Annotated in this window: 13 protein-coding genes; 10 read left to right on the top strand and 3 right to left on the bottom strand. The window is 72.3% G+C overall.

Annotated features, from left to right (window positions below; genetic code table 11):
- The first annotated feature begins 1 nt into the window (after position 1).
- The 6 genes from ung to rpoH all read left to right on the top strand — a co-directional run bounded on the left by ung (position 2) and on the right by rpoH (position 13,251).
- Positions 2–709 (top strand): uracil-DNA glycosylase, encoded by a 708-nt coding sequence (gene ung, locus ABD679_RS01930; protein WP_425561830.1) that lies wholly within the window; start codon positions 2–4, stop codon positions 707–709.
- Complete coding sequence (locus ABD679_RS01925) at positions 706–1,479, top strand: HipA family kinase (RefSeq protein ID WP_344758256.1); 774 nt, start codon at positions 706–708, stop codon at positions 1,477–1,479. The genes ung and ABD679_RS01925 overlap by 4 nt, the downstream gene beginning before the upstream one ends.
- Positions 1,460–1,882 (top strand): DUF3037 domain-containing protein, encoded by a 423-nt coding sequence (locus tag ABD679_RS01920; protein ID WP_344758255.1) that lies wholly within the window; start codon positions 1,460–1,462, stop codon positions 1,880–1,882. The genes ABD679_RS01925 and ABD679_RS01920 overlap by 20 nt, the downstream gene beginning before the upstream one ends.
- Before the next feature lie 402 nt (positions 1,883–2,284).
- Positions 2,285–4,669 (top strand): winged helix-turn-helix domain-containing protein, encoded by a 2,385-nt coding sequence (locus tag ABD679_RS01915; RefSeq protein ID WP_344758254.1) that lies wholly within the window; start codon positions 2,285–2,287, stop codon positions 4,667–4,669.
- A gap of 156 nt (positions 4,670–4,825) precedes the next feature.
- A complete protein-coding gene (locus tag ABD679_RS01910; RefSeq protein WP_344758253.1) occupies positions 4,826–12,022 on the top strand; it encodes a YadA-like family protein in 7,197 nt (2,398 codons plus the stop codon).
- 350 nt (positions 12,023–12,372) lie between these two features.
- Positions 12,373–13,251 carry an RNA polymerase sigma factor RpoH gene (rpoH, locus tag ABD679_RS01905; RefSeq protein WP_344758252.1) on the top strand — a complete coding sequence of 293 codons (879 nt, stop codon included), beginning with the start codon at positions 12,373–12,375 and terminating at the stop codon, positions 13,249–13,251.
- 169 nt (positions 13,252–13,420) lie between these two features.
- Here the strand turns inward: rpoH and ABD679_RS01900 are convergent, their stop codons facing one another.
- On the bottom strand, positions 13,421–14,695 hold the full coding sequence (locus ABD679_RS01900; RefSeq protein ID WP_344758251.1) for an NAD(P)/FAD-dependent oxidoreductase: 1,275 nt from the start codon (positions 14,693–14,695) through the stop codon (positions 13,421–13,423).
- Between the two features lie 166 nt (positions 14,696–14,861).
- Between ABD679_RS01900 and ABD679_RS01895 the strand changes: the two genes are divergently transcribed.
- Positions 14,862–15,623: an NYN domain-containing protein gene (locus ABD679_RS01895; RefSeq protein WP_344758250.1), complete on the top strand. Its 762-nt coding sequence runs from the start codon at positions 14,862–14,864 to the stop codon at positions 15,621–15,623.
- Positions 15,624–15,802: 179 nt separating this feature from the next.
- Here ABD679_RS01895 and ABD679_RS01890 read toward each other — a convergent pair whose 3' ends face one another.
- The gene (locus ABD679_RS01890; protein WP_344758249.1) at positions 15,803–18,016 is read right to left on the bottom strand and encodes a primosomal protein N'; all 2,214 of its coding nucleotides are present in this window, start codon (positions 18,014–18,016) and stop codon (positions 15,803–15,805) included.
- A gap of 494 nt (positions 18,017–18,510) precedes the next feature.
- Between ABD679_RS01890 and ABD679_RS01885 the strand changes: the two genes are divergently transcribed.
- On the top strand, positions 18,511–19,494 hold the full coding sequence (locus tag ABD679_RS01885) for an RNA polymerase sigma factor sigma-70 region 4 domain-containing protein (RefSeq protein ID WP_344758248.1): 984 nt from the start codon (positions 18,511–18,513) through the stop codon (positions 19,492–19,494).
- Positions 19,484–20,122 (top strand): DUF3106 domain-containing protein, encoded by a 639-nt coding sequence (locus ABD679_RS01880; protein ID WP_344758247.1) that lies wholly within the window; start codon positions 19,484–19,486, stop codon positions 20,120–20,122. The genes ABD679_RS01885 and ABD679_RS01880 overlap by 11 nt, the downstream gene beginning before the upstream one ends.
- Before the next feature lie 205 nt (positions 20,123–20,327).
- Here ABD679_RS01880 and ABD679_RS01875 read toward each other — a convergent pair whose 3' ends face one another.
- The gene (locus ABD679_RS01875) at positions 20,328–21,674 is read right to left on the bottom strand and encodes a DUF3667 domain-containing protein (RefSeq protein ID WP_344758246.1); all 1,347 of its coding nucleotides are present in this window, start codon (positions 21,672–21,674) and stop codon (positions 20,328–20,330) included.
- A 133-nt stretch (positions 21,675–21,807) separates the two neighbouring features.
- Between ABD679_RS01875 and ABD679_RS01870 the strand changes: the two genes are divergently transcribed.
- Positions 21,808–23,187: an MATE family efflux transporter gene (locus ABD679_RS01870; protein WP_425561829.1), complete on the top strand. Its 1,380-nt coding sequence runs from the start codon at positions 21,808–21,810 to the stop codon at positions 23,185–23,187.
- Positions 23,188–23,250 lie beyond the last annotated feature (63 nt).

Genomic DNA, 23,250 nt, shown 5'->3' with positions numbered 1-23,250 from the left:
CATGCCCGACGACCGCATCAAGCTCGAACCGTCCTGGAAGGCGCGCATCGGCGACTACCTGCAGCGCGAGGACATGCGGGCGCTGTCGGCTTTCCTGCGCGAGCGCCATGCCGCCGGCGCGCGGATCTTCCCGCCGGCGCGGCAGATCTTCGCCGCGTTCGACGCCACGCCGTTCGACGCGGTGAAAGTGGTCATCCTCGGCCAGGACCCGTACCACGGCCGCGGCCAGGCGCATGGGCTGTGCTTCTCGGTACTGCCCGGCGTGCCGGTGCCGCCGTCGCTGGACAACATGTTCAAGGAGATCCAGCGCGACCTGGGCATCGCGCGTCCCGACCACGGCTACCTGATGCCGTGGGCGCAGCGCGGCGTGCTGCTGCTCAACTCGGTGCTCACCGTGGAGGAAGGCCGCGCCGGCTCGCACCAGGGCAAAGGCTGGGAGGGCTTCACCGACCACGTCGTGGAAACGCTGGGCCGCGAGCGCGAGGGCCTGGTGTTCCTGCTCTGGGGCAGCTATGCGCAGAAAAAGGGCGCGGTGATCGACCCGCGCCGGCACCGCGTGCTGCGCACCACGCATCCCTCGCCGCTGTCCGCGCACCGCGGCTTCCTCGGCTGCGGGCATTTTTCCGCGACCAACGATTACCTGTCGCGCAGCGGACAGGCGCCGGTCGACTGGTCGCTGCCGCCGCGCGCGCAGCTTGAAGTCGCGTGAGGACGATCACCGCCACCCGCTACGTCACCCCGCTGCGCGAGGGCGGCTCGCTGCCGGCCGTGGTCGAGGCCGACGACGACGGCATGTACGTGATGAAGTTCCGCGGCGCGGGGCAGGGCGCCAAGGCGCTGGTCGCCGAAGTCATCGCCGGCGAACTCGCGCGCCTGCTCGGCCTGCCTGTGCCGGAGATCGTGCTGGCCGATCTCGACCCGGACCTGGCCCGCACCGAACCCGATCCCGAGATCCAGGACCTGATCCGCGCCAGCGGCGGACTCAACGTCGCGCTCGACTACCTGCCCGGCTCGATGAACTTCGACCCGCTGGTCGACCGCCCCGATCCGCTGCTGACCTCGTCGATCGTCTGGTTCGACGCCTTCGTCGCCAACGTCGACCGCACGCCGCGCAACACCAACCTGCTGACCTGGCACCGCGCGCTGTACCTGATCGACCACGGCGCGGCGCTGTACTTCCACCACGACTGGACCGGTGCCGCGCAGGCTGCGGCCTCGCCGTTCAAGTGCATCGCCGACCACGTGCTGCTGCCGCTGGCCACGCGGCTGCGCGAAGCCGACGCGGCGCTGGCCGCGCGCATCGGCGACGGCGACATCGAACGCATCGTCGCGCAGGTGCCCGACGCCTGGCTGACCGGTGAACCGGCGTTCGCCGACGTCGCCGCGCACCGGCGAGCCTACGTCGACCACTTCCGCGCCCGGCTGCGCGCACGCGACGCATTCGTCGAGGAGGCGATCCGTGCCCACGGCGATCTATGACTACGCGGTGATCCGCGCCGTGCCGCGGGTCGAGCGCGAGGAGTTCGTCAACGTCGGCGTGATCGTCTCGTGCCAGTCGACGGGGCTGCTCGAAGCCGGGATCGAACTCGACCCCGCGCGCGTGCGTGCGCTCGACCCGCACGTCGACCTCGACACCCTGCGCGCGCACCTGGAGGCGATTGCGACCATCTGCCGCGGCGGCCCCGGCAGCGGCCCGATCGGCGCCCTGCCGCCGCGCGCGCGCTTCCACTGGCTGACCGCGCGCCGCAGCTCGATCATCCAGGTCTCGCCGGTGCACACCGGGCGCAGCGCCGATCCGGCCTCGATCCTCGACGGTCTGCTCGACCGCATGGTGCGGGTGGGCAGGGCCGGGAATGGGGAATCGGGAAGCGGGAAGCGGTAGGGCCGCGCCACCACCGCGTTGGGCCGAACGGCAACGGCCGGACTGCAACGACCGAACTGCAACGACCGAACTGCAACAGCCGGACTGTCACTGGCCGGATGGTGACCGGTCGAATTGTCGTCCCGGTCGAATTCTGTCATCCCGAGCGCAGCGAGGGATCTGCTTGTTGGCTGTCCAAGCAGATCCCTCGCTGCGCTCGGGATGACAACGAAGAACAGGCGCCGCATGCTCTTCCCGAGTCCCGAGTCCCGAGTCCCGAGTCCCGAGTCCCGAGTCCCGAGTCCCGAGTCCCGAGTCCCGAGTCCCCGTCCCTTGCTGAACGCCCCGCGCTGTGCCCGCCGCGCGAATGAGGGATGATGTTCGCCCCATGCGTGCGCAGGCCCTGTTCCCCCTCCCGATCCCATGACCAACGCGCGTTATCGCTTCGGGAGCCACGTGCTGGACCTGGCCAAGCGCGAGCTGCTGCACGGGGGCGCGGCGGTGGCGCTGCCGGCGCGCGTGTTCGAATGCCTGGTGCACCTGATCGAGCACCGCGATCGCGCGGTGGACCGCGACGAGCTGGCGCGCGCGGTGTTCTCGCGCGACGACGTTTCCGATGCGCAGCTGGCGCAGATCATCCTGCGCAGCCGGCGCGCGATCGGCGACGACGGCCAGGAGCAGCGGGCGATCCGCACGGTGCCGCGGTTCGGCTACCGCTGGGTGGCCGAAACCACCGTCGAACCCGACATGCCCGCGGCCGCGCCGCCGGTAGTCGTTCCGACGCTGGCCCCGGCGCCGCTGCAGACGCCGCCGCCCGTGGCCGACGAACCCGTGCCGGCGCCGGATGCCCGGCTCCCTGCGGTGCCCGTGGCTTCGCGCAAGGGACGCGGCCGACGCGCGTTGCCGGTCGCGGCCGTGCTCGTGCTGGTCGCGTCGGTTGCGGTCTTCGCCTGGCAGCGGCGCGCGGAGCCGCCCGCCGCACCGGCCGCGGCCGACGCGCAGGCGCAGCGCGCCATCATGGTGCTGCCCACGCGCGTCGAGGGCCCGGGCGACGTGGCCTGGGCACGGCTCGGACTGATGGACTACCTCGCCGACCGCATCCGCCGCGGCGGCCTGCCGGCGCTGTCGAGCGACACCACGCTCAGCCTGCTGCGCGACGCCGGCGAGGCCGGGCCGGCGCCCAACATGCGGCAGCTGCGCGAGGCCGCACGCGTGGACTGGATCGTGGAGAGCCAGGCCAGCCGCGACGGCGGCCACTGGCGCGTGCAACTGCGCGCGACCGACCGCCACGGTCTCGTGCAGCGCGGCAAGGCGCAGGGCGGGGACCTGCTCGACGCCGCGCGCGTTGCCGGCGACCGGTTGCTGGCCGCGCTCGGCGGCGATGCCGTCGCCAGCGACGAGCCCGAACCCGGGCTGGCCGAGCGCCTGCAGCGCGCCCGCTCGGCGATGCTGGCCAACGAGCTCGACACCGCGCGCCGCATCCTCAACGAGGCCCCGGAGCTGCAGCGCGCGCGCCCGCAGCTGCGCTATCGCCTGGCGCAGGTGGATTTCCGCGCCGGCCAGTACCAGCGCGGGCTGGCCACCCTCGACGAGCTGCTGGCCGGCGACGCCGCGCGCGCGGACCCGATGTTCCGCGCGCGCCTGCTCAATTCGCGCGGCGCGATGCTGATCCGCCTGGACCGCTACGCCGAAGCCGAGCGCAGCTACGACGCCGCGATCGACCTGCTCGAACGGCGCGGCACGCCGGTCGAGCTGGGCGGCGCGCTGACCGGCCGCGGCGTGACGCGCTCCTCGCAGGGCCGTTTCGACCAGGCGCTGGCCGACCTCGGCCGCGCACGCGTGCAGCTGCTGCGCGGCGGCGACGCGCTGGCCGTGGCGCGGGTGGACGCCAACCTGGGCAACCTGGAGATGGACCGCGAGCGCCCGGCGCAGGCGGTGGGTTATTTCGAGAAGGCCGCGCGCGACTTCGAATCGATGGGCGCGGTCAACGAGCTGGCCGGGATCAGCGGCATGCTGCTCACCGCGCACCTGCAGTTGCTCAAGCCCGAGGCCGCGCTGGCCGAGAGCGACCGCGGCTGGGCGCTGCTGCCGCGGATCCGCGACCCGGCCCAGCGCGCCAATGTGCTGCTCGGCCGCGCCGAGGCACTGATCGCGGTCGGCCGGCTGGCCGAGGCCGGCAAGCTGCTGGCGATGCCCGAAGCCGCGCAGGTGGTGCCGGGCGACTACAAGCGCCGCGACTACCTGCGCATGGAACTGGCGCGCCAGGCCGGCGACCCGCGCGCGGTGATGCGCATCGCCGATGCCGCGCTGGACGACTGGCCGCCCGAACGCCGCCCGCGCCTGCGCGCCTGGCTGGAGCTGCGCCGCGACCAGGCCGCCGACGACCTCGGGCTGCCGCTGGCCGGCGACGCCACGACCGGCGGCGACCTGTCCGGCGACGGCGTCGCACAGCTGCTGCGCCGCGCCATCCGCGCCGGCGCGGATGGCGAACCGGCCTACCGGGCCGCGCTCGTCCGCGCAGAGCAGCGCGCCATCCCGAAGGAAGTCGCCGAAGCCGTCGTCGCCCACGCGCACTGGCGACTGGCACGCGGACAGACGGCCGAAGCCGGCGGCCTGGCCGGGCGCGCCGCGCCCTGGGCCGAGCAGGACTTCGCGCTGGCCCTGCTGCAGGTCGAGCTGTACGCCCGGCTCGGCCTGCGCGAGCAGTGGGAGGCGGCGCTGGTCCGCGCGCGGGAGCTGGCGGGCGAACGGCCGATCCCGCCGGAGCTGCTGGCACCGCTGCCGCCGGAGCCGCCGGCCGTCCCGTAAGTCACTGAACCGGATCGGGAAATCTTCCGGAAACAAGATCGTCATGGAACTGGAATGACAGCGCGGCAGCCGCCGGGGCAGCGTCCGGTGGCTGTCGTTGCGTTCCAGCCCGCCTGCCCCCGCAGGCCCCTGACGTCCTGTTCCGAGGAAGACACGATGATCCGTACGCCCCTCTATGCCGCACTGCTGCTGGTCCTGTCGCAGCCCGCCCTGGCCCAGACTTCCGCGTCGCCCGCTCCGCCCGCGACACTGTCCACGGTGCCCGCGCCAGCGCAGGACGACATCTGCCGCAGCGCGGACGGCGATCGCCGGGCCGGGCGCGATGCCGACTGCGCCACCGCGGGTGTCGAGCCGCTCCCCGGCGCCGGCGGCAAGCTGCCCCCGCGGCGTGCCGCCGGGGACGCCGACCACTTCTTCGCCGCCAACGGCGCGGCCGACGGCAGCGAAGACGCGCTGGCCGAAGGCGAGAACGCCGTCGCCAGCGGCGCCAACAGCGTCGCCAGCGGCTATCGCTCGGTGGCGACCGGGCAGCAGGCCAACGCCAGCAACCAGTGGGCGGTCGCCGTCGGCAGCGAAAGCAATGCCAGCGATCTCGGCGCGGTCGCGATGGGCGCCAAGGCCAGGGCCGAGGGCGGCTCCAGCGTTGCGATTGGCGGCGCGTTCAACACCTTCGCCGGCTGGGAATACACCGCGGCAACGGGCGCCCAGAGCGTCGCGGTCGGCGCCGGTGCCAAGGCCAGCGGCGACTACGGCGCGGCACTGGGTCCGGTGGCGCGCGCGACCGGATTCGCCACCACCGCGGTCGGCAACTTCGCCCTGGCCAGCGCCGACAACGCCACCGCGCTGGGCGCGGCGTCGTATGCCAGCGGTGCCTTCAGCGTCGCGGTTGGCATCGCCAGCACCGCCGAGGGCGGTTCCAGCGTCGCGGTCGGACCGGGCGCCACGGCCCTGGGCGACAACGCCAGCGCGCTGGGCAGCAATGCGGTTGCGGTGGGCGCCCAGAGCACGGCGCTGGGCATCGAAGCCATTGCCGATGGGCGGGCCGCCACGGCGCTGGGCGCAGGCGCGCGGGCCATGCAAGCCAACAGCACGGCGCTCGGCGGCGCCTATTACCTCGACGATGGCGGCGACGGATTCGTGCTGACCCGCGCCGACGGCGAGGGCTCGACCGCGGTCGGCGCCGGCGCGCAGGCCAGCGGTGGTAATTCCACCGCCACCGGCGCGCTGAGCATCGCCAGCGGCCAGGGCAGCACCACCAATGGCTTCCAGAGCGCGGCCCTGGGCGAGGACAGCACATCGCTGGGCAAGGACGCGCTGGCCGACGGCGACTACACCACCGCCATCGGCGCCAGCAGCAGCGCATTCGAAACGGGCGCGTCGGCGCTGGGCAGCGGCGCGGTCGCGGTCGGCAAATTCGCCACCGCCAGCGGCTACAACGCGGTGGCGACGGAGAAGTGGAGCAGCGCCTACGGCGTCGGCAGCCAGGCCACCGGCCAGAGCGCGACCGCCATCGGCGGGCAGATGGTGGTGATCAACGGCGACACCTGGGAGGAGGAGATCTGGTCGACGGAAGCCTCCGGCCAGGAGTCGACCGCCGTCGGCACCGCCGCCCGCGCCACGCAGTACGGCAGCACCGCGCTGGGCGTGGTGGCCGAGGCCAGCGGCCAGAGCGCGACCGCGCTCGGCCAGGCCGCCACCGCGCGCGGCGACGAGAGCGTGGCCATTGGCGGCAGGGCGCGCGCCTACGGCGTGTTCAGCACCGCGGTCGGCAACTGGTCGCAGGCGCGCGGCCCGCGCAGCACCGCAGTGGGCGAGAACGCCATCGCACAGGGTGACAGCAGCATCGCGCTCGGCGCCCTGGCCGCCGCCGGCGGTGACGGCAGCGTCGCCCTGGGCGGGAACAGCATCGTCTTCCCCGACAGCGGCGGCAGCCTGGCGCTTGGTGCCAGCAGCGAGGTCGCGCCGGGTGTGACCAACGCCGTGGCGCTGGGCGAAGGTTCCTATGCCGACCGCGACAACAGCATTTCGGTGGGTTCGCCCGCACGTATCCACGACGGCCAGATCCCGATCGACATCGCCCCCATCGACCGCCAGATCACCCATGTCGCCGCCGGCACCGAGGACACCGACGCGGTGAACAAGGCGCAGCTGGACGAGGTGGCCAAGGTCGCCGACAACACCGACCACTTCTTCAAGGCCAGCGACGATCCGGACGAAGATGGCGTCGGCGCGTACGTCGAAGGCGACAACGCCACGGCGGCCGGCGAGGCGGCCAACGCGATCGGCGAAGGCGCTTCGGCTTACGGCAGCGGCGCAAGCGCGATGGCCGAGTTCGCCACCGCCACCGGTTATGGGGCCACCGCCAGTGGCATCGACGCTTCGGCCTACGGTCGCGGCGCCGAGGCCAGCGGCGAATCGAGCGTGGCCATGGGCGGCACGCGCACCACCGAAGACGCGGGCGGCAACGTCGTCGAATCCGGCACGCTTGCATCGGGCGAGGACGCCACCGCGCTGGGCGCGGGCGCCAGCGCGACCGGCACCTGGACCATCGCCGCCGGCGCCGGTGCGCAGGCCAGCGGCGAATACGCCAGCGCCATCGGCGTCGAGGCGGCGGCCACCGGCATCCAGTCCACAGCCGCGGGCTACCGCAGCAGCGCCGGCGACCTGGGCACCGCCACCGGCGGCTACGCGCAGGTGGACGGCGTCGGTTCGTCGGCTTACGGCTACGGCAGCAATACCAGCGGTGACTACTCGGTCGCCGTCGGCAGCCCCGGTGACGTGGTGCTGTTCCAGAGCGGCGGCGCATTCCCGAGCGGCTACCTCACCGGCACCACGGCGGTGGGCCTGGGCGCGAGCGCCTTCGGTCCGGCCGCGTATGCCAACGGCGCGCTGACCTCGGCGCTGGGCGCTGGCGCGGTCGCGGAAGGCCACATGGCCATGGCGCTGGGCGCGATCAGCGCGGTCGACGCCGACTACGCCACCGCCATCGGCAGCCGCAGCGTGGTCGAAGGCAACTACGGCATCGCCCTGGGCTACGCGACCAGCGTAACGGCCGAGCACGGCGTCGCCATCGGCACCGGCTCGGCGGTGGCTGCCGACCGCGGCGTCGCACTCGGCGTCGGCAGTCGCGTGGAGGGCGCGGACAGCATCGCGCTCGGTGCCGGTTCGCTGGCCGATCGCGCCGGCACGGTGTCGATTGGCGGCGCGGGCCACGAACGCCAGCTCGCGAACGTCGCCGCCGGCACCGAGGACACCGACGCGGTCAACCTCGCCCAGCTGCAGGAAGTAGCCAAGACCGCCGACAACACCGACTACTTCTTCAAGGCCAGCGACGACCCGGACGAAGATGGCGTCGGCGCGTACGTCGAGGGCGCCAACGCCACCGCGGCGGGCGAGGCGGCCAGCGCGATCGGCTTCGGCGCCACCGCCTATGGCGGCAGCGCGATGGCGCTGGGCGAGCTGGCCACCGCCAGCGGCTATGGCGCCGTGGCGGCGGACAAGTGGAGCGTGGCCTACGGCGTCGGCAGCCAGGCCGTCGGCCAGAGCGCGGTCGCGGTCGGCGGGCAGATGGAAGTGATCGACGGCACCACCGGTGAGCACCAGATCTGGTCGACCGAGGCCACCGGCAAGGAGTCCACCGCGCTGGGCACCGCCGCGCGCGCGACCGACTACAAGGCCGTGGCGATCGGCGGTACCGCCGAGGCCAGCGGCCGGCAGTCGATCGCGATCGGCGGCTCGGCCACCGCGCGCGACAACAAGGCCATCGCCATCGGCAGCCAGGCGCGCGCCTACGAGACGCTGTCGGTCGCGATCGGCGGCGACGCCAAGGCGATGGGGCCGCGCAGCGTGGCGATCGGCGCCAACGCCACCGCCTACGACGAATCCAACACCGCCGTCGGCCAGTTCGCCGGCACCCAGGGCGAGAACGCCAGCGCCTTCGGCCGTTGGGCCAAGGCGCGGGTGGAGCGCAGCACCGCGCTGGGCGCGCAGGCCGACGTCACCGCGACCAACTCGGTGGCGCTGGGCGCCTACTCGCTCGCCGACCGCGAGAACACCGTGTCGGTGGGTAGCGCCGGCGAGGAGCGGCAGGTCACCAACGTGGCGGCGGGTACGCAGGACACCGACGCGGTCAACCTCGCCCAGCTCAACGAAGTGGCCGACACGGCCGGTGAAACCAGCAAGTACTTCCAGGCCAGCGGCAGCGACGACAGCGATGCCGGCGCGTACGTCGAAGGCGACAACGCGGTCGCGGCGGGCGAGGCCTCCAACGCCACCGGCAACGGCGCCTCGGCGTTCGGCGGCGGCGCCAACGCAGTGGCCGACAACGCCACCGCGCTGGGCTTCAACGCGCTGGCGGCCGGCGATTCGTCCATCGCCGCGGGCGGCGAGCTGCATTACACCTATTACGACCCCGAGCTGCTGCGCGACGTCACCATCGAAGGTACCACCGCCGCGACCGGCGTCGGCGCGGCCGCGTTCGGCGCGGGTGCGCAGGCCACCGGCGACCTGACCACCGCGCTCGGCGCCAACGCCAGCGCCAGTGGCCTGTGGGCGACCGGGCTCGGCTCGCGCGCCAACGCCGAAGGCGAAAGCGCGGTGGCCGTTGGCGACAGCGCCCAGGCCACCGGCGACCAGAGCACCGCGGTCGGCGGCAGCCGCCCGGCCGGTCCGAACCTGGGCCACGTCGCGACGGTCGCCTCGGGCGTGCGTGCGTCGGCCTTCGGGTCGGCGTCGCAGGCCACCGGCATCCAGTCCACGGCACTGGGCTGGAACAGCTTCGCGACCGAAGCCAACGCCACCGCGGTGGGCGAGTCGGCGTTCGCCAACGCGCGCTGGTCGACGGCGCTCGGCGGTTCGTCCTTTGCCGACGGCGAGAACTCGCTGGCGGTGGGCTTCTACGCCAAGGCCATGGGCGACAACAGCGTCGCCCTCGGTGCGGGCGCCGTTGCCGACCGGGCGAACTCGGTCTCGGTCGGCGCCGGTCCCAACATCGACGGCTTCGCCGAGGAGCGGCAGATCACCCACGTTGCCGCGGGCACCGAGGACACCGATGCGGTGAACCTCGCCCAGCTGCAGGAGGTGGCCAAGACCGCGGACAACACCGACTACTTCTTCAAGGCCACCGACGGCGACGAGAGCAGTGCCGGTGCCTACGTGGAAGGCGAATACGCCACCGCCGCGGGCGATGGCGCCAACGCCATCGGGCAGGGTGCCTCGTCCTTCGGCAGCGGTGCGCTGTCGCTGGGGCAGGTCGCGACGGCGAGCGGTTACGGCAGCACCGCATCGGCCGACTACAGTTCCGCGTTCGGCGGTGGCGCGCAGGCCAGCGGCATCGGCAGCACGGCGCTGGGCAGCGGCGTCGAAACCTTCGACATGGAAACGGGCGAGTTCGAGGTGCGCTACGCCGTCGCTTCGGGTGACCAGAGCAGCGCCATCGGCGCCGCCGCGCAAGCGACCGGCGCGGGCAGCACCGCAATCGGCTCCTCCGGGCAAGCCTGGGGTGACCTGGCCACGGCGATCGGCGTGGCGAGCTTCGCACGCGAGGACTGGAGCACCGCGATTGGCGGCAACTCCCGTGCGCTCGGCGTGTACTCGCTCGCGATCGGCCATGCCGCGGTGGCCTCGGCCGACCGCGCCACCGCCATCGGAGGCAGGAGCACCGCCAGCGGCGAAGGCTCGCTGGCGCTGGGGCAGGTGGCAGTCGCAGAGGGCAAGCACAGCGTGGCGCTCGGTGCCGGTTCCGTTGCGGACCGGGATTTCGCGATTTCCGTCGGTGCCGGCGACAGCCTCAACCTGGGCGGCTTTCCGCGCACGCGCCAGATCACCAACGTCGCCGCGGGCACCGAGGCGAACGACGCGGTGAACAAGGCGCAGCTGGACGAACTGGCCGGAGAGGTGGGCGAGACCAACCACTACTTCGCCGCCAGCGGCGCGCAGGACGGCAGCGACGACGCCGTGGCCAACGGCGACGGCACGCTGGCCGCGGGCAGCAACGCGCTGGCCGATGCCAACGGCAGCACTGCCGTCGGCGCCGGCAGCCAGGCGACCAAGGTCAGCGCCTCGGCCTTCGGCAGCAACGCGAAGGCGACCGCGGCCAACGCCAGCGCGCTGGGTGCCAACGCACAGGCGCTCGCGGCCACGGCTTCGGCGATGGGGTCCAACGCACAGGCACGCTCGATGGGCGCGACGGCCGCGGGCTATGACGCCCGCGTGCTGGAAGCCGCCACGGACGGCACGGCGCTCGGCGCCCGCGCGCAGGCCACCGCTGCCAATGCGGTTGCGCTCGGCGCCGGGTCGGTTGCCGACCGCGCGGACAGCGTTTCGATCGGCAGCGTTGGTGGCGAACGCCAGCTCGCCAACGTCGCCGCCGGCACGCAGGACACCGACGCGGTCAACCTCGGCCAGTTCAACGCCGCGCTCGAGGACGTCGACGCCGACCTGGCCGGCGCGGTGAAGTACGACGACGAGGACAAGGCCAGGCTCACCCTGGCTGGCGAAGGCGGCACCACCATCGCCAACGTCGCGCCCGGCCTGCTGTCGGCGACCAGCACCGAGGCGGTCAACGGCGCGCAGCTGTTCGGCATGGGCGATTCGATGGCGCAGTTCCTCGGCGGCGGTGCATCGATGGGTGCGAACGGCTTCAGCGGCCCGACCTACCTGATCCAGGGTGGCAACTACTACAACGTCGGTGACGCGCTGGGTGCGCTGGACGGCGCGATCAGCGGCATCGACGGCCGCCTCGGAGCGCTGGAAGCCGGTACCTCGAACGCCACGGAGGGCGCGACCCCCGCCACCGCGGCCAGCAACGCCAGCCAGGTCGACGACCGCGTGGCGGGCGCCGAGCCGCAATCGGGTTCGTCGCGCAATGCCGGCACCACCGGGACGTCGTCGCCCACCGGCCCGTCCACCAGTGGCCAGTCCGTGCCGGTGGCCCAGGCCCCGGCCCCGGCCGCGGTCGACCAGGAGACGCTGGACTCGGCCAACGCCTACACCGACACCACGGCGACCAAGACGCTGGCCTCGGCCAACGCCTACACCGATACGAAGTTCACCGCGCTGGACGACCAGTTCCAGCAGCTCAGCGACAACCTCGGCAACCGGTTGAACCAGCAGGACAAGCGGATCGACCGGATGGGGGCGATGAGCTCGGCGATGATGAACATGGCGATGAACGCCGCCGGCGGGCGCAGCGAGCGCGGCCGCGTGGCGGTGGGTGCCGGCTGGCAGAACGGCGAGAGCGCGCTGTCGGTGGGCTACGCCAAGCAGATCGGCGATCGCGCGTCGTTCTCGATCGGCGGTGCGTTCAGCAGCGATGACAGCTCGGCCGGCATCGGCTTCGGCTTCGACCTGTAGCGCCTGCGTGGCCCGCGTCGCCGGCCCCGCCGGCGGCGCGACGCACGCCCCGGCCGGCCGGGCCTTCTCCCGGTGCGGCCACCGGCGACGCGGACCGCGCTTCTTCTTTTCCTTGCCCCGGGTCCGCCCGGGGTTTTTTTGCCCGGAACTCCGGCGCCGGGGGCCGGTCGAACCCGGACCCCATGCGCCCGGGAGGCGCCGACGGGCAGGCATTCTGTCCCGCAGCCGCCGCGATCGTCGTTTCCCTGGCTGCAGCCCCCGCCAGATCCGGCCGACCGTTGCATGAATGGAACGCTGGGAACTTCTCCTTTCATTAGCAGTCGTATATGGACACTGCTAAAATAATGCCCATGACCGCCATCACGCTCAGCAATTCCCTCGTCCCCAACAACCTGCCGGTGCCCAGCGCGCTCGGCTCGCTGGACGCCTACATCGGCGCGGTGCACCAGATTCCGGTGCTCTCCGTCGAGGACGAACAGGCGCTCGCGCACCGCTTCCGCGACCACGAGGACCTCGACGCCGCCCGCGAACTGGTGCACTCGCACCTGCGCTTCGTGGTGCACGTCGCGCGCGGCTACAACGGCTACGGCCTGCCGCTCGGCGACCTGATCCAGGAAGGCAACATCGGCCTGATGAAGGCGGTCAAGCGCTTCGACCCGGAAGTGGGCGTGCGCCTGGTCAGCTTCGCCGTGCACTGGATCCGCGCCGAGATGCACGAGTACATCCTCAAGAACTGGCGCATCGTCAAGGTCGCCACGACCAAAGCGCAGCGCAAGCTGTTCTTCAACCTGCGCAAGAGCAAGAAGCGCCTGGGCTGGTTGAACGCCGAGGAAGTGCGCGCCGTGGCCGCCGACCTCAACGTGTCCGAGCGCGAAGTGCTGGAGATGGAGTCGCGCCTGTCGGGCCGCGACATCGGCTTCGACGCGCCCGCCAGCGACGACGAGGACCACGCTCCGCCGTCGCCGGCCGCCTATCTGCGCACCAGTGACGAGGATCCGTCCGAGGCCTACGAGCGCATGGACAGCGAGGACCACCAGCTGCGCCTGCTGCGCGAGGGGATGAGCCGCCTGGACGACCGCTCGCGCGACATCATCAAGCGCCGCTGGCTGGACGACGACAACAAGATCACCCTGCAGGAGCTGGCCGACGAATACGGCGTCTCCGCCGAACGCATCCGCCAGGTCGAGGCCAACGCGCTGAAGAAGATGAAGGCGCTGTTTGCGGCCTGAAGGCTGTGATTGGTGATTCGTGATTCGAAGCGGCCCGGGAAACCGGGCCGTTCTCGTATGTGCGTCACTTGTCATCCTGTCATCCCGAGCGCAGCGAGGGATCTGCTTGTCGGTGGGTCAAGCAGATCCCTCGCTGCGCTCGGGATGACAGTTTCAGGCGCTGTTCCAATCACGAATCACGGCTGCCCAGAATGATCCGCGCCGCCCGCTGGTAACTCCAGTACGCCCAGGTCCAGTTGAGCATCACCACCAGCCGGTTGCGGAAGCCGATCAGGAAGAAGATGTGCGCGGTGAGCCAGAACCACCAGGCCAGCGCGCCCGACAGTTTCAGCTTGCCCAGGTGCACCACCGCGGCCATGCGGCCGATCGTGGCCAGGTTGCCGTAGTCGCGATAGCGGAACGGCGTTGCCGGCTTGCCGGCGATGCGTGCGCGGATCGCGGCGGCGACGTGGCGGCCCATCTGCTTGGCCGCCGGCGCAACGCCCGGCACGGGTTTGCCGTCCTGCTGCACCGAGGCCAGATCGCCGGCGACGAACACCTCCGGCATGCCGGGAACGGAAAGATCGGGTTCCACCGCCACGCGTCCGGCGCGGTCCAGCGGCACGCCCAGCGCGCGCGCCAGCGGGGAGGCCGCCACGCCTGCGGCCCACAGTACGGTGCGGGCCGCGATGCGTTCGTCACCGAGCAGCACGCCGTCGGCGTCGATCGCATTGACCGGCGTGCCGGTACGCACTTCCACGCCAAGGCGCTGCAGCTGCCGCCGCGCCTTCTCCGACAGCGACTCAGGGAACGTCGACAGCACCCGCGGCCCGGCCTCGAGCAGCAGCACGCGCGCATCGCGCGGTTCGATGTTGCGGAACTCGCGCTTGAGCGTGTGCCGCGCGATCTCGGCCAGGGTGCCGGCCAGTTCCACCCCGGTCGGGCCGCCGCCGACGATGGCGAAGGTCAGCAGTGCGCGCTTCGCGGCCGGATCGGTTTCCGCCTCGGCCCGTTCGAACGCGGACAGGATGCGGCGCCGGATGTGCAGCGCATCGTCGAGCGTCTTCAGACCCGGGGCGTGCGCGGCCCACTCGTCGTGGCCGAAGTAGGCGTGGGTGGCGCCGCTGGCCAGCAGCAGGTAGTCGTAGCGCAGGGCGTCGCCGCGCTCGAGCCGCACCTCGTGCGCGGCGGTGTCGATGCCGGCGACCGTTTCCATCAGCACGGTCACGTTGCGCTGCCACTGCAGGATGTGGCGCAGCGGCGCGGCGATGTCCGGCGCCGACAGGCCCGCGGTGGCGACCTGGTACAGCAGCGGCTGGAACAGGTGGTGGTTGCCGCGGTCGACCAGGGTGATGCGCAGCGGCGCCTTCGCCAGCGCGCGCGTCGCCCACAGGCCGGCGAAACCGCCGCCGATGACGACCACGTGCGGGAGCGCGTTTCCGTCCGGATGCCTGTCGCTGTACATGGCGCCTCGCGATCGTGGGGAGTGCGTACATGATGCCCGCTGCCGCGTAAGAAACGTGCATGGGTTGTGCCGCGATCGCATGGATTTCCCGCGTCGCCGCCGCCTTCGCGCCGGGCCGGGTGCCGGGTGCGCTAGGCTTTGCCGCAACCCGTCCCGGAACCCGTCCATGCCCGACAACGAAAAACGCATCGCGCTGCTCATCGACGCCGACAACGCGCCGGCATCGAAGATCGACGTGATCCTCGCCGAGGTCGCGCGCCACGGCGAGGCCAACGTGCGCCGCGCCTACGGCAACTGGAAGAGCCAGCACCTCAACGGCTGGGAGAAGGTGCTGCACACCTACGCGATCCGGCCGATCCAGCAGTTCGCCTATTCCACCGGCAAGAATGCCTCGGACATGGCGATGGTGATCGACGCGATGGACCTGCTGTACGCGCGCAACCTCGACGGCTTCGCGATCGTTTCCAGCGACGCCGACTTCACCCCGCTGGTGATGCGCTTGCGCAACGACGGCGTGGCGGTCTACGGCTTCGGCGAGGAGAAGACGCCCGAACCCTTCGTCAAGGCCTGCTCGGTGTTCCTGTACCTGGAAAAGCTGGGCGAACAGGAACAGGCCGGCACCGCCGCAAGCACGACCCGCGCGCGCACCAAACAGCAACTGCAGGACAACGCCACCCTGGTCCGCACCCTGCGCAACGCGATCGATGCCGCGCAGGGCGACGACGGCTGGTCGCACCTGGGCGCGGTGGGCAGCCACATCAGCAACCAGGGCTCGTTCGACTCGCGCAACTACGGCTATCGCAAGCTCAGCGACCTGATCGAGGCGACGGGGCTGTTCGAAGTGCGCAAGAACGGACAGCTGCTGTCGGTGCGCGCGAAGAAGACGGCAGCGCCGCGGAAGCGGGCGCGAAAGAAGGCGGCGGAGTGACGCAAGCCGGCCAACCCCCGCGGTCCCTGTAGGAGCGGCTTCAGCCGCGAGCTTTTCACTCCCTCCCCCCGCGAAGGCAGGGGAGGGGGCTGTCGGGATCACCGCGAACCGTGACCATCCCCTCCCACCCCCTCCCTGCCACCGCAGGCTGGCGAAGCGTGGCGTGGCACATCACGCCCCTAGTACAGATCCACCGGATCCACGTCCAGCGACCAGCGCACCTTGCGCGCCTCGGGCAGCGCATGCAGCGCCGGCACCACCGCATCCAGCGCGCCGTGCAGCGTGCGCCGCTGCGCGGCCGAGACCAGCAGCTGCGCGCGATGCATGCCTGCGCGCCGCGGCATTGGCGCGGGCAGCGGGCCGTGCAATTCCAGTCCTGCCGCGGCCTCTTCCTGCGAACCCGTTGCCGCGAACGGCAGCAGCGGTTCCTTCGCCGCGCGCAGGAACTGCATGGGCGCATCGACGTGCTTCGCCTCCGCGCGCAGCAGCGCCAGGTGCGCGAACGGCGGAAAGCCGGCCGCCTCGCGCTGCATCAACTCCCCGTCGGCAAACGCGTGGTAGCCGCCGTGGACCAGCGTCTGCAGCAGCGGATGCTCCGGGTGGTGGGTCTGCAGCAGTACCTCGCCGGGCTTGTCGGCGCGGCCGGCGCGGCCGGCGACCTGGATCAGCAGCTGCGCCAGCTTCTCGCCGGCGCGGAAGTCGGCCGAGAACAGGCCTTCGTCGATCCCCACCACGCAGACCAGCGTGAGGTTCGGCAGGTCGTGGCCCTTGGCCAGCATCTGGGTGCCGATCAGCACGCCGGCCTGCGCGCCGAACGCGTCCAGGTGCTTGCCCAGCGCGTCCTTGCCGCGGGTGCTGCCGCGGTCGATGCGCAGCACCGGCACGGTGTCGAAGCGCCGCGCCAGCAGTTCCTCGATGCGCTCGGTACCGATGCCCTGCGGCTGCAGCGCCAGGCTCGCGCAGTCGGGGCAGGCCAGCGGTACCGGGCGGCGCGCGCCGCAGTGGTGGCACTGCAGGCGGCGACCGCCGGCGTGCACGGTCATCGGTGCGTCGCAGCGCTGGCACTGCGCGCTCCAGCCGCAGTCGTGGCACAGCAGCACCGGCGCGTAGCCGCGGCGGTTCTTGAACACCAGCACCTGGCCGCCGGCATCGAGCGCCTTGCCGGCCGCGTCGAGCAGTTCCGCCGAAAGCCCGGCATCGAGCGGCCGCTTGCGCACGTCCAGCACCCGCACCCGCGGCGGCTTCGCCTCGCCGGCGCGCCGGCTCAGGCGCAGGTGCGCGTAACGGCCGGCGCGCGCGTTGTGCAGCGATTCCAGCGACGGCGTCGCGCTGCCCAGCAGCACCGGCACGTCCAGCGCCTTGCCGCGCACCAGCGCGAAGTCGCGCGCGTGGTAGCGGATGCCGTCGTGCTGTTTGTAGCTGGCGTCATGTTCCTCGTCGACCACGATCAGGCCGGCCTCGGGCAGCGGCGTGAACACCGCCGAGCGCGTGCCGACGACCACCCGCGCCTCGCCGCGCAGCGCCGCGGCCCAGGTACGCGCGCGCTCGCCGTCGTTCAATCCCGAATGCGTGGCGTGCACCGGCACGCCCAGGCGCGCGCGGAAGCGCGACAGCAGCTGCGGGGTCAGGCCGATCTCGGGCACCAGCACCAGCACCTGCCTGCCGCGCGCCAGGCAGTCGGCGATCGCCTGCAGGTAGACCTCGGTCTTGCCGCTGCCGGTGACGCCGTCGAGCAGCAGGGCGGCGAAGCCATCGGCGGCGTGGACGGTTTCGATCGCGGCGGCCTGTTCGTCGTTCGGCTGCGGCCCGGGCTGCGGCGTCGGTGCCAGCTGCGAGGCGGGGATCGCGATGCGTTCGGCCAGTTCGCGCTTCGCCAGCGAGCGCGCCGCGGTGCGCCAGTCGTCCATCGCCGCGTCCAGCGCGTCCTCGTCGCGCGCGGCTTCATGCAGCAGTCCGGCCAGCCGCCGCGGCCGGCTGCCGCTGCGCAGGCCGGGCAGGGCGGTGGCGCCGGCTTCGGTCAGCCGCCAGGCCCAGGCGTGGGTGTCGGGCAGCGGTTCGCCGCGGCGCAGCGCGGCGGGCAGGGCGGTGGCCAGCGCTTCGCCCGGCGGCGCGTGGGTGTAGCGCGCCAGCCAGCGCAGCGACTCGAACAGCTCGCCGCGCAGCAGCGGTGTGTCATCCAGGAATGCCAGCGCCTCGCGCAACTCCGGTCCGTCCGCGGCCGCGGTGGCGACGCCGGCCACCACGCCGACCAGCTCGCGCGGCCCGAACGGCACCCGCACCCGGCAGCCGACGTGCGCCGGCTGCGCCGCCACGCCTGCCGGCGCGCGGTAATCGAACAGGCGCGGCAGCGGCACGGGCAGGGCGACCTGCAGGATGGGGGTGTCGGCGGGCATCGAGGAAGTCTAGGGCCTGCCGGTGCGGGGTCGCGAGACCGCGGCCCGCGCCGGTGTCCGGGGCCGGAGGCGCGCAATCGCGCAGTCCGTCACGGAACACATGCGTTTGCGTGCAACAGTTCCGTCATTTCCCACCAATGGCCCGCAAGTGGCCGTGGCGCTTGGGGTTTTCCCCTTATCCACACCAGATGTGGATAAGTCTGTGCATCGCGCTCGCGTTCGGGCGCGGGTACACGGGAAAACAGCTGCGATCGGCCACTTGGTCAAAAAAGTGCCAACCGCAACTCCTTCAATGAAATCAACGGCTTGCCCGTGAAACCAAGTGCACGCGGGGGAGGGGCATCGGAGACGGTGCAGCTTTGTGACGACGCCATGACCGCTGTGCACAACCGATTTCGACCGCGGCCGCGGGCCTAGCGATTTTTGCGCCGGAGTCAAGGGGCAACTGCCCGGGTGCGGCCGTTATCATGCGGGGCGATCACACAGAGCCGATGATGCCGCGCACCCTCCACGAAGCCGCTTCGGCGCCGGCTGCCCTGACTGCTTTCCTGCGTGGCGTGGAACGCCGCGGGGCGGTGTTCGCGCAGCTGCAGGTAGGCGACGCCGCCACCGGCGACCGGGCCCTGGTCGCCGCCATGCGCGCGTTCCGCCTGCCGGCGGCAAAAATCCCCTTTGCCGACTGGCCGCGCCAGTTCTGGACCCTGCTGCTGGCCACGCCCGAATTGCGCGAACAGCCGGCCGCGCCGTCCTGGGGCAGCGGGTTCGGCTTCCTGGGCGGGATCGGGCGCGGGCCGCGCGCGGCGCTGCTGCTGCGCCTGGTGGCCGGGCTGCCCGAGGTGGACGCCGCCGCGGTGCTTGGCGTGTCGCGGTCCACCTATCGCCTGGCCCTGCAGCGCGCGCTGCCGCACGGCGAGGACGGCCAGCCCGACATGCAGGGCTGGCGGATGCTGGGCGATGCCGCGCGCCATGCGGTGCGCGACCTGTCGATCGAGCGCATGGGACAGCTGGCCCGGATACGCGAAGCGGTGGTGCAGGGGCGCCGGCTCGACCCGCCGGTGGCCGCCGCGCGCAGCGGGCGTCCCGGCGACGCGCAGGAGCCCGCGCGCTGGCGGCAACCGGCGATGATCGCCGTGGGCGCGGCCTGCCTGCTGGCGTTCGCGGCCACCTTCCTGCCGGGGTTCAAGGCCGGCATCGGCGGCGATCTTCCGGAAGGAATCGACGTCGCCCCGCTGCCGCCCGCCGATGCGCCGGATGCGCCGCTCGACCCGCAGTCCGCGCTGCTCACCCACCCGGACTTCGAACTGCTCGCGGCCGGGGACTCGCGCGAACCCGCCGCGCGCGATCCCGGCTTCTACGCCTGGCTCGCCGCCGGCGCCAAGGTGCCGGAGCTGGAGGACGCGCCCGATACCGATACCGTGCCAGCGACCGATGCCGTCGTGGATGAAAGCGAGCCGACGGAGACCGAAGATGCGCCCTGATCGTGCCCGCCAGCTCTTCCCCGCACTCGCACTGCTGCTGTCGGCGGCGGCCGGCGCGCAGTCGCTGCCGCCGGGCCTGCTGGAGAAGGCGCAGCAACTGCCGCCGCCGGCGCGCGCCGAACTGCAGCGCCACGCCGCGACGCTGGCGGCAATGACGCCGGCGCAGCGCGAGGCTTTGGCCGCGCGCGTGGCCGAGTGGGATGCACAGCTCCCGGCGCTGCAGCGCGAACAGCGCGACGCCTGGCAGGCCTGGCAGGCGCTGCCGGAGGCTGAGCGCCAGCGCCTGCGCGCCGCCGCCGCGACCTACTCGGCATTGCCGCCGGACCGGCAGCAGGACCTGCGCGCGCAGTACGACGCACTCGACGGCAGCGAGCGCCGCGGCTGGCTGCTCGGACCGACCCTGGGCGCCGACTACCCGAAGCTGCATGCGCTGGTCTCGCAGGTGCCGCCGGCGCAGCGCGACGCACTGCTCGAAGCCCTGCGAGGGCTGTCACCGGAAGGCCGCGCGGACCTGGCGGTCCTGGCCCAGCGCACCCCGCCGCACGAACGCGACGCCCTGCGCAAGGCGCTGCTGGCGCAACCGGCGCAGGGGCGCGATGCGTGGTTGCGGGGGCAGCTGCATCGGTGAGGCGGTGATGGGGTGAGCGCGATCTTGATCGCCATCCCCGCGCTGGCGGGGACCCAGTCCCCTGGACGAAGGGAAGCGTTCGCCGCTCCCGCCGCTGCTACGAAAGCCGGCCCTTGATCGTCATTCCCGCGCAGGCGGGAATCCAGTCCCTTGCGCAATGCCGACTGGATCGCCGCCCTGGCGGGGATGACGTCCCTGATCTCCTTTACGCATTGACCAGCGCGAAGATCGCGGCGAACGCCGCGCCGAAGCTCAGCAGGATCACGTAGCAGAAGCCCAGTACGGAGTACTTGAGCAGCGTCATCGTCCAGCCCTGCCCGTAGGCGCGCTTCTGCATCAGCAGCAGGTACAGCGGCATCCACGTCCAGAGCAGGATCTCGATCCACATGAACAGGCTGCGCAACGCGCCCGGGTCCGGTGCCAGCCAGCGCTGCAGCGCCATCACCAGGAACACCAGCAGCAGCGTCAGGCACAGGAACGCGTGGCTGTGCAGCGCCACCAGCAGGTGCTCCATGTAGAGCCGGCGCTTGAAGATGTAGGCGATCTTCAGCATCAGCGCGAACAGCGGCAACAGCACGAACAGCGTCGCGGGCATCGCGCCGAGATAAGCGTCCTTGAAGAACTCCTGGTCGGTGCGCATGCGCTCGATGTTTTTCTTTCCGCGCCCGACCTGCGCGTTGAGCCAGCGGTTGGCGAAGTCCGGCCACCACGACACGACCAGCGGGTTGGTCTTCGCGTTCCAGGGCCTGCCGTTGAAGCTCAACGCGTTGTCTTCGCCGCTGTCGGCATTCGAATCGTCGCGGCCGGCCCCGTCGCTGCTGCCCGCGCCGGGCATGGCACTGCCGTCGTCGGGCGTGGCGACGCCGGCGCGCTCCGCATCCACCGCCGCATCAGCTTCCGCGGCCGCTCCGGCCGGGCCCGGCGAAGACGGGGAGGCGGCCGCCTTCTTTTCCTTCTTCGCCTCCTTCCGCTGCAGCACCCGGATGCGGGCGTCGGCGCTGTTGCGGATTGCCTTCTCGGCGATGCCGAGTCCGGCGCCCAGTCCCGGGACCTGGGCATTGCTGCCGCCGCGCGCCTGCGCCAGTTCGGCCAGCGCCTCGTCTCGCTGGCGGACGACCTCATCCACCGTCTGCACCTGCGAGAAACTGACGTCGGTGGGCTTGTCCTTGTCGAAGTCCATGCCGTCGCCGAAGCTGAGCATCAGCTGGGCGACGAAGAAGGTGATGACGGCCAGGGTCACGAACAGCCGCACCGGGCTGACGTAGCGCACCCGGCGCCCGGAGAAGTATTCGCGGGTCAGGAAGCCCGGCCGCACCAGCAGCGGCCACAGCGTGCGCGGCAGACGCGAGTCCCAGTTGAGGACGGTATCGGTGAAGTCGCCGACGATGCTGGAGAAGTGGCGCACCAGCCCGGAGACCGATTGGCCGCAGGCGTAGCAGTATTCGCCCAGCAGTGGCGAGCCGCAGTTGCCGCAGTGGCCGCCGGCCGGTGGGCGGGAAGGCGGTGGCGCAGGCGGCACGGAGCCGCCCGTTTCCTGTTCTGGTTCTGGCATGGCGTGTCCTCCGGCGCCGGTGGCGGCGCGCGGGCGTCCCCTGAGGGCCGGTACCATAGCCGCACGCCGTGGCCCGGCGCCAGCGCCGACGCCGTGTCGATGCGCGGCCACAGCCATCGCCGCCCCTGTTCCCATGCCCGTCATGCCTCCCCCGCCGGCACGCCTGCGCGACGAAGTGCGTACCACCGCGGTGCTTGCCGCGCCGCTGGTCGTGGGGCATGTGTCCACCGGCATGATCGGCTTCATCGACGCCGTGCTCGCCGGCCACCACGGCACCACCACGCTGGCTTCGGTGTCGGTGGGCACCGCGCTGTTCTGGCTGGCGATGATGATCCCGATGGGCACGCTGATGGCGCTGCCGCCGTCGGTGTCGCAGCTCGATGGCGCGCAGCGGCGGGACGAGATCGGCCCGCTGTTCCGGCAGTCGCTGTGGCTGGCCGCGGGCCTGGGCGCGGCGCTGTTCGTGTTCCTGAGCCTGGTGGTGCTGGCGCTGGAACCGATGGGCATCGCGCCGGAGATCCGGCCGGGCGCCGCCGACTTCCTGCGCGGCATCCGCTGGGGCGTGCCGGCGCTGACGCTGTACTACTGCATGCGCTACCTGAGCGACGGCCTGCACTGGACGCTGCCGACGATGGTGCTCGGCTTCGGCGGATTGCTGGTGCTGCTGCCGCTGGGCTGGGTGCTGACCTTTGGCGAATTCGGCCTGCCGGAACTGGGCGCGGGCGGGCTGGGCATCGCCTCGGCGATCATGCTGTGGATGCAGGCGCTGGCGTTCGCCGCGTATCTGGCGCGGTCGAAGCGGTTCGCGCCGCTGGCGCCGTTCGCGCGGCTGGACCCGCCGCGCTGGGCGCCGATCGGCAACCTGCTCGCCACCGGCCTGCCGATCGGGGTGACGGTGATGATGGAAGGCGGATTGTTCATCGTCACCGCACTGCTGATCGGGCGCCTGGGCGACGTGCCGGCGGCCGCGCACCAGATCGCGATCAACGTCGCCGGCCTGTGCTTCATGGTGCCGTTCGGGCTGGCCGAGGCGACCACGGTGCGGGTCGGCCACGCGGTGGGGCAGGGGCGCGGCAACCGCGGCGTGCGGCGTGCGGCGTTCGCCGGCGGCGTGCTGGTGCTGGCCACGCAGCTCACCGGCGGGTCGATCCTGCTGTTCGGGCACGACCACATCGTGGCGCTGTACACCCGCGACGCGGCGGTGGCGGCGCTGGCCTCGTCGCTGCTGCTGTACGCGGCGGCGTTCCAGTTCCCCGACGGCGTGCAGGTGCTGTCGGCCGGCGCCCTGCGCGGGCTGCGCGATACCCGCGTGCCGATGCTGCTGGCCGCCTGCGCCTACTGGGGCATCGGCATGCCGCTGGGCGCCTGGCTCGGCCTGTGGCTGGGCTGGGGGCCGCGCGGGATGTGGATCGGGCTGATCGCCGGGCTGGTGGTCGCCGCGATCCTGCTGGGCGCCCGGTTCCTGCGCGCCTCGCGCGACGAACCGGTCGCCACGGTGACCGATGGCGCATGAAACCGTGATGGCGGGCGGGATATCCTGCGGTATCGGTTGCCGGTCCCGCTTTCCGTAGGAGCG

The organism is Luteimonas lutimaris, from assembly GCF_039537065.1.
Lineage (GTDB): Bacteria > Pseudomonadota > Gammaproteobacteria > Xanthomonadales > Xanthomonadaceae > Luteimonas > Luteimonas lutimaris.
This window is presented reverse-complemented; position numbering and strand designations above follow the sequence as displayed.

Coding starts and splice junctions, on each gene's coding strand:
- ung (WP_425561830.1), top strand. CDS start 2: ATGCCCGACGACCGCATCAAGCTCGAACCGTCCTGGAAGGCGCGCATC.
- ABD679_RS01915 (WP_344758254.1), top strand. CDS start 2,285: ATGACCAACGCGCGTTATCGCTTCGGGAGCCACGTGCTGGACCTGGCC.
- ABD679_RS01910 (WP_344758253.1), top strand. CDS start 4,826: ATGATCCGTACGCCCCTCTATGCCGCACTGCTGCTGGTCCTGTCGCAG.
- rpoH (WP_344758252.1), top strand. CDS start 12,373: ATGACCGCCATCACGCTCAGCAATTCCCTCGTCCCCAACAACCTGCCG.
- ABD679_RS01900 (WP_344758251.1), bottom strand. CDS start 14,695: ATGTACAGCGACAGGCATCCGGACGGAAACGCGCTCCCGCACGTGGTC.
- ABD679_RS01895 (WP_344758250.1), top strand. CDS start 14,862: ATGCCCGACAACGAAAAACGCATCGCGCTGCTCATCGACGCCGACAAC.
- ABD679_RS01890 (WP_344758249.1), bottom strand. CDS start 18,016: ATGCCCGCCGACACCCCCATCCTGCAGGTCGCCCTGCCCGTGCCGCTG.
- ABD679_RS01885 (WP_344758248.1), top strand. CDS start 18,511: ATGCCGCGCACCCTCCACGAAGCCGCTTCGGCGCCGGCTGCCCTGACT.
- ABD679_RS01880 (WP_344758247.1), top strand. CDS start 19,484: ATGCGCCCTGATCGTGCCCGCCAGCTCTTCCCCGCACTCGCACTGCTG.
- ABD679_RS01875 (WP_344758246.1), bottom strand. CDS start 21,674: ATGCCAGAACCAGAACAGGAAACGGGCGGCTCCGTGCCGCCTGCGCCA.
- ABD679_RS01870 (WP_425561829.1), top strand. CDS start 21,808: ATGCCCGTCATGCCTCCCCCGCCGGCACGCCTGCGCGACGAAGTGCGT.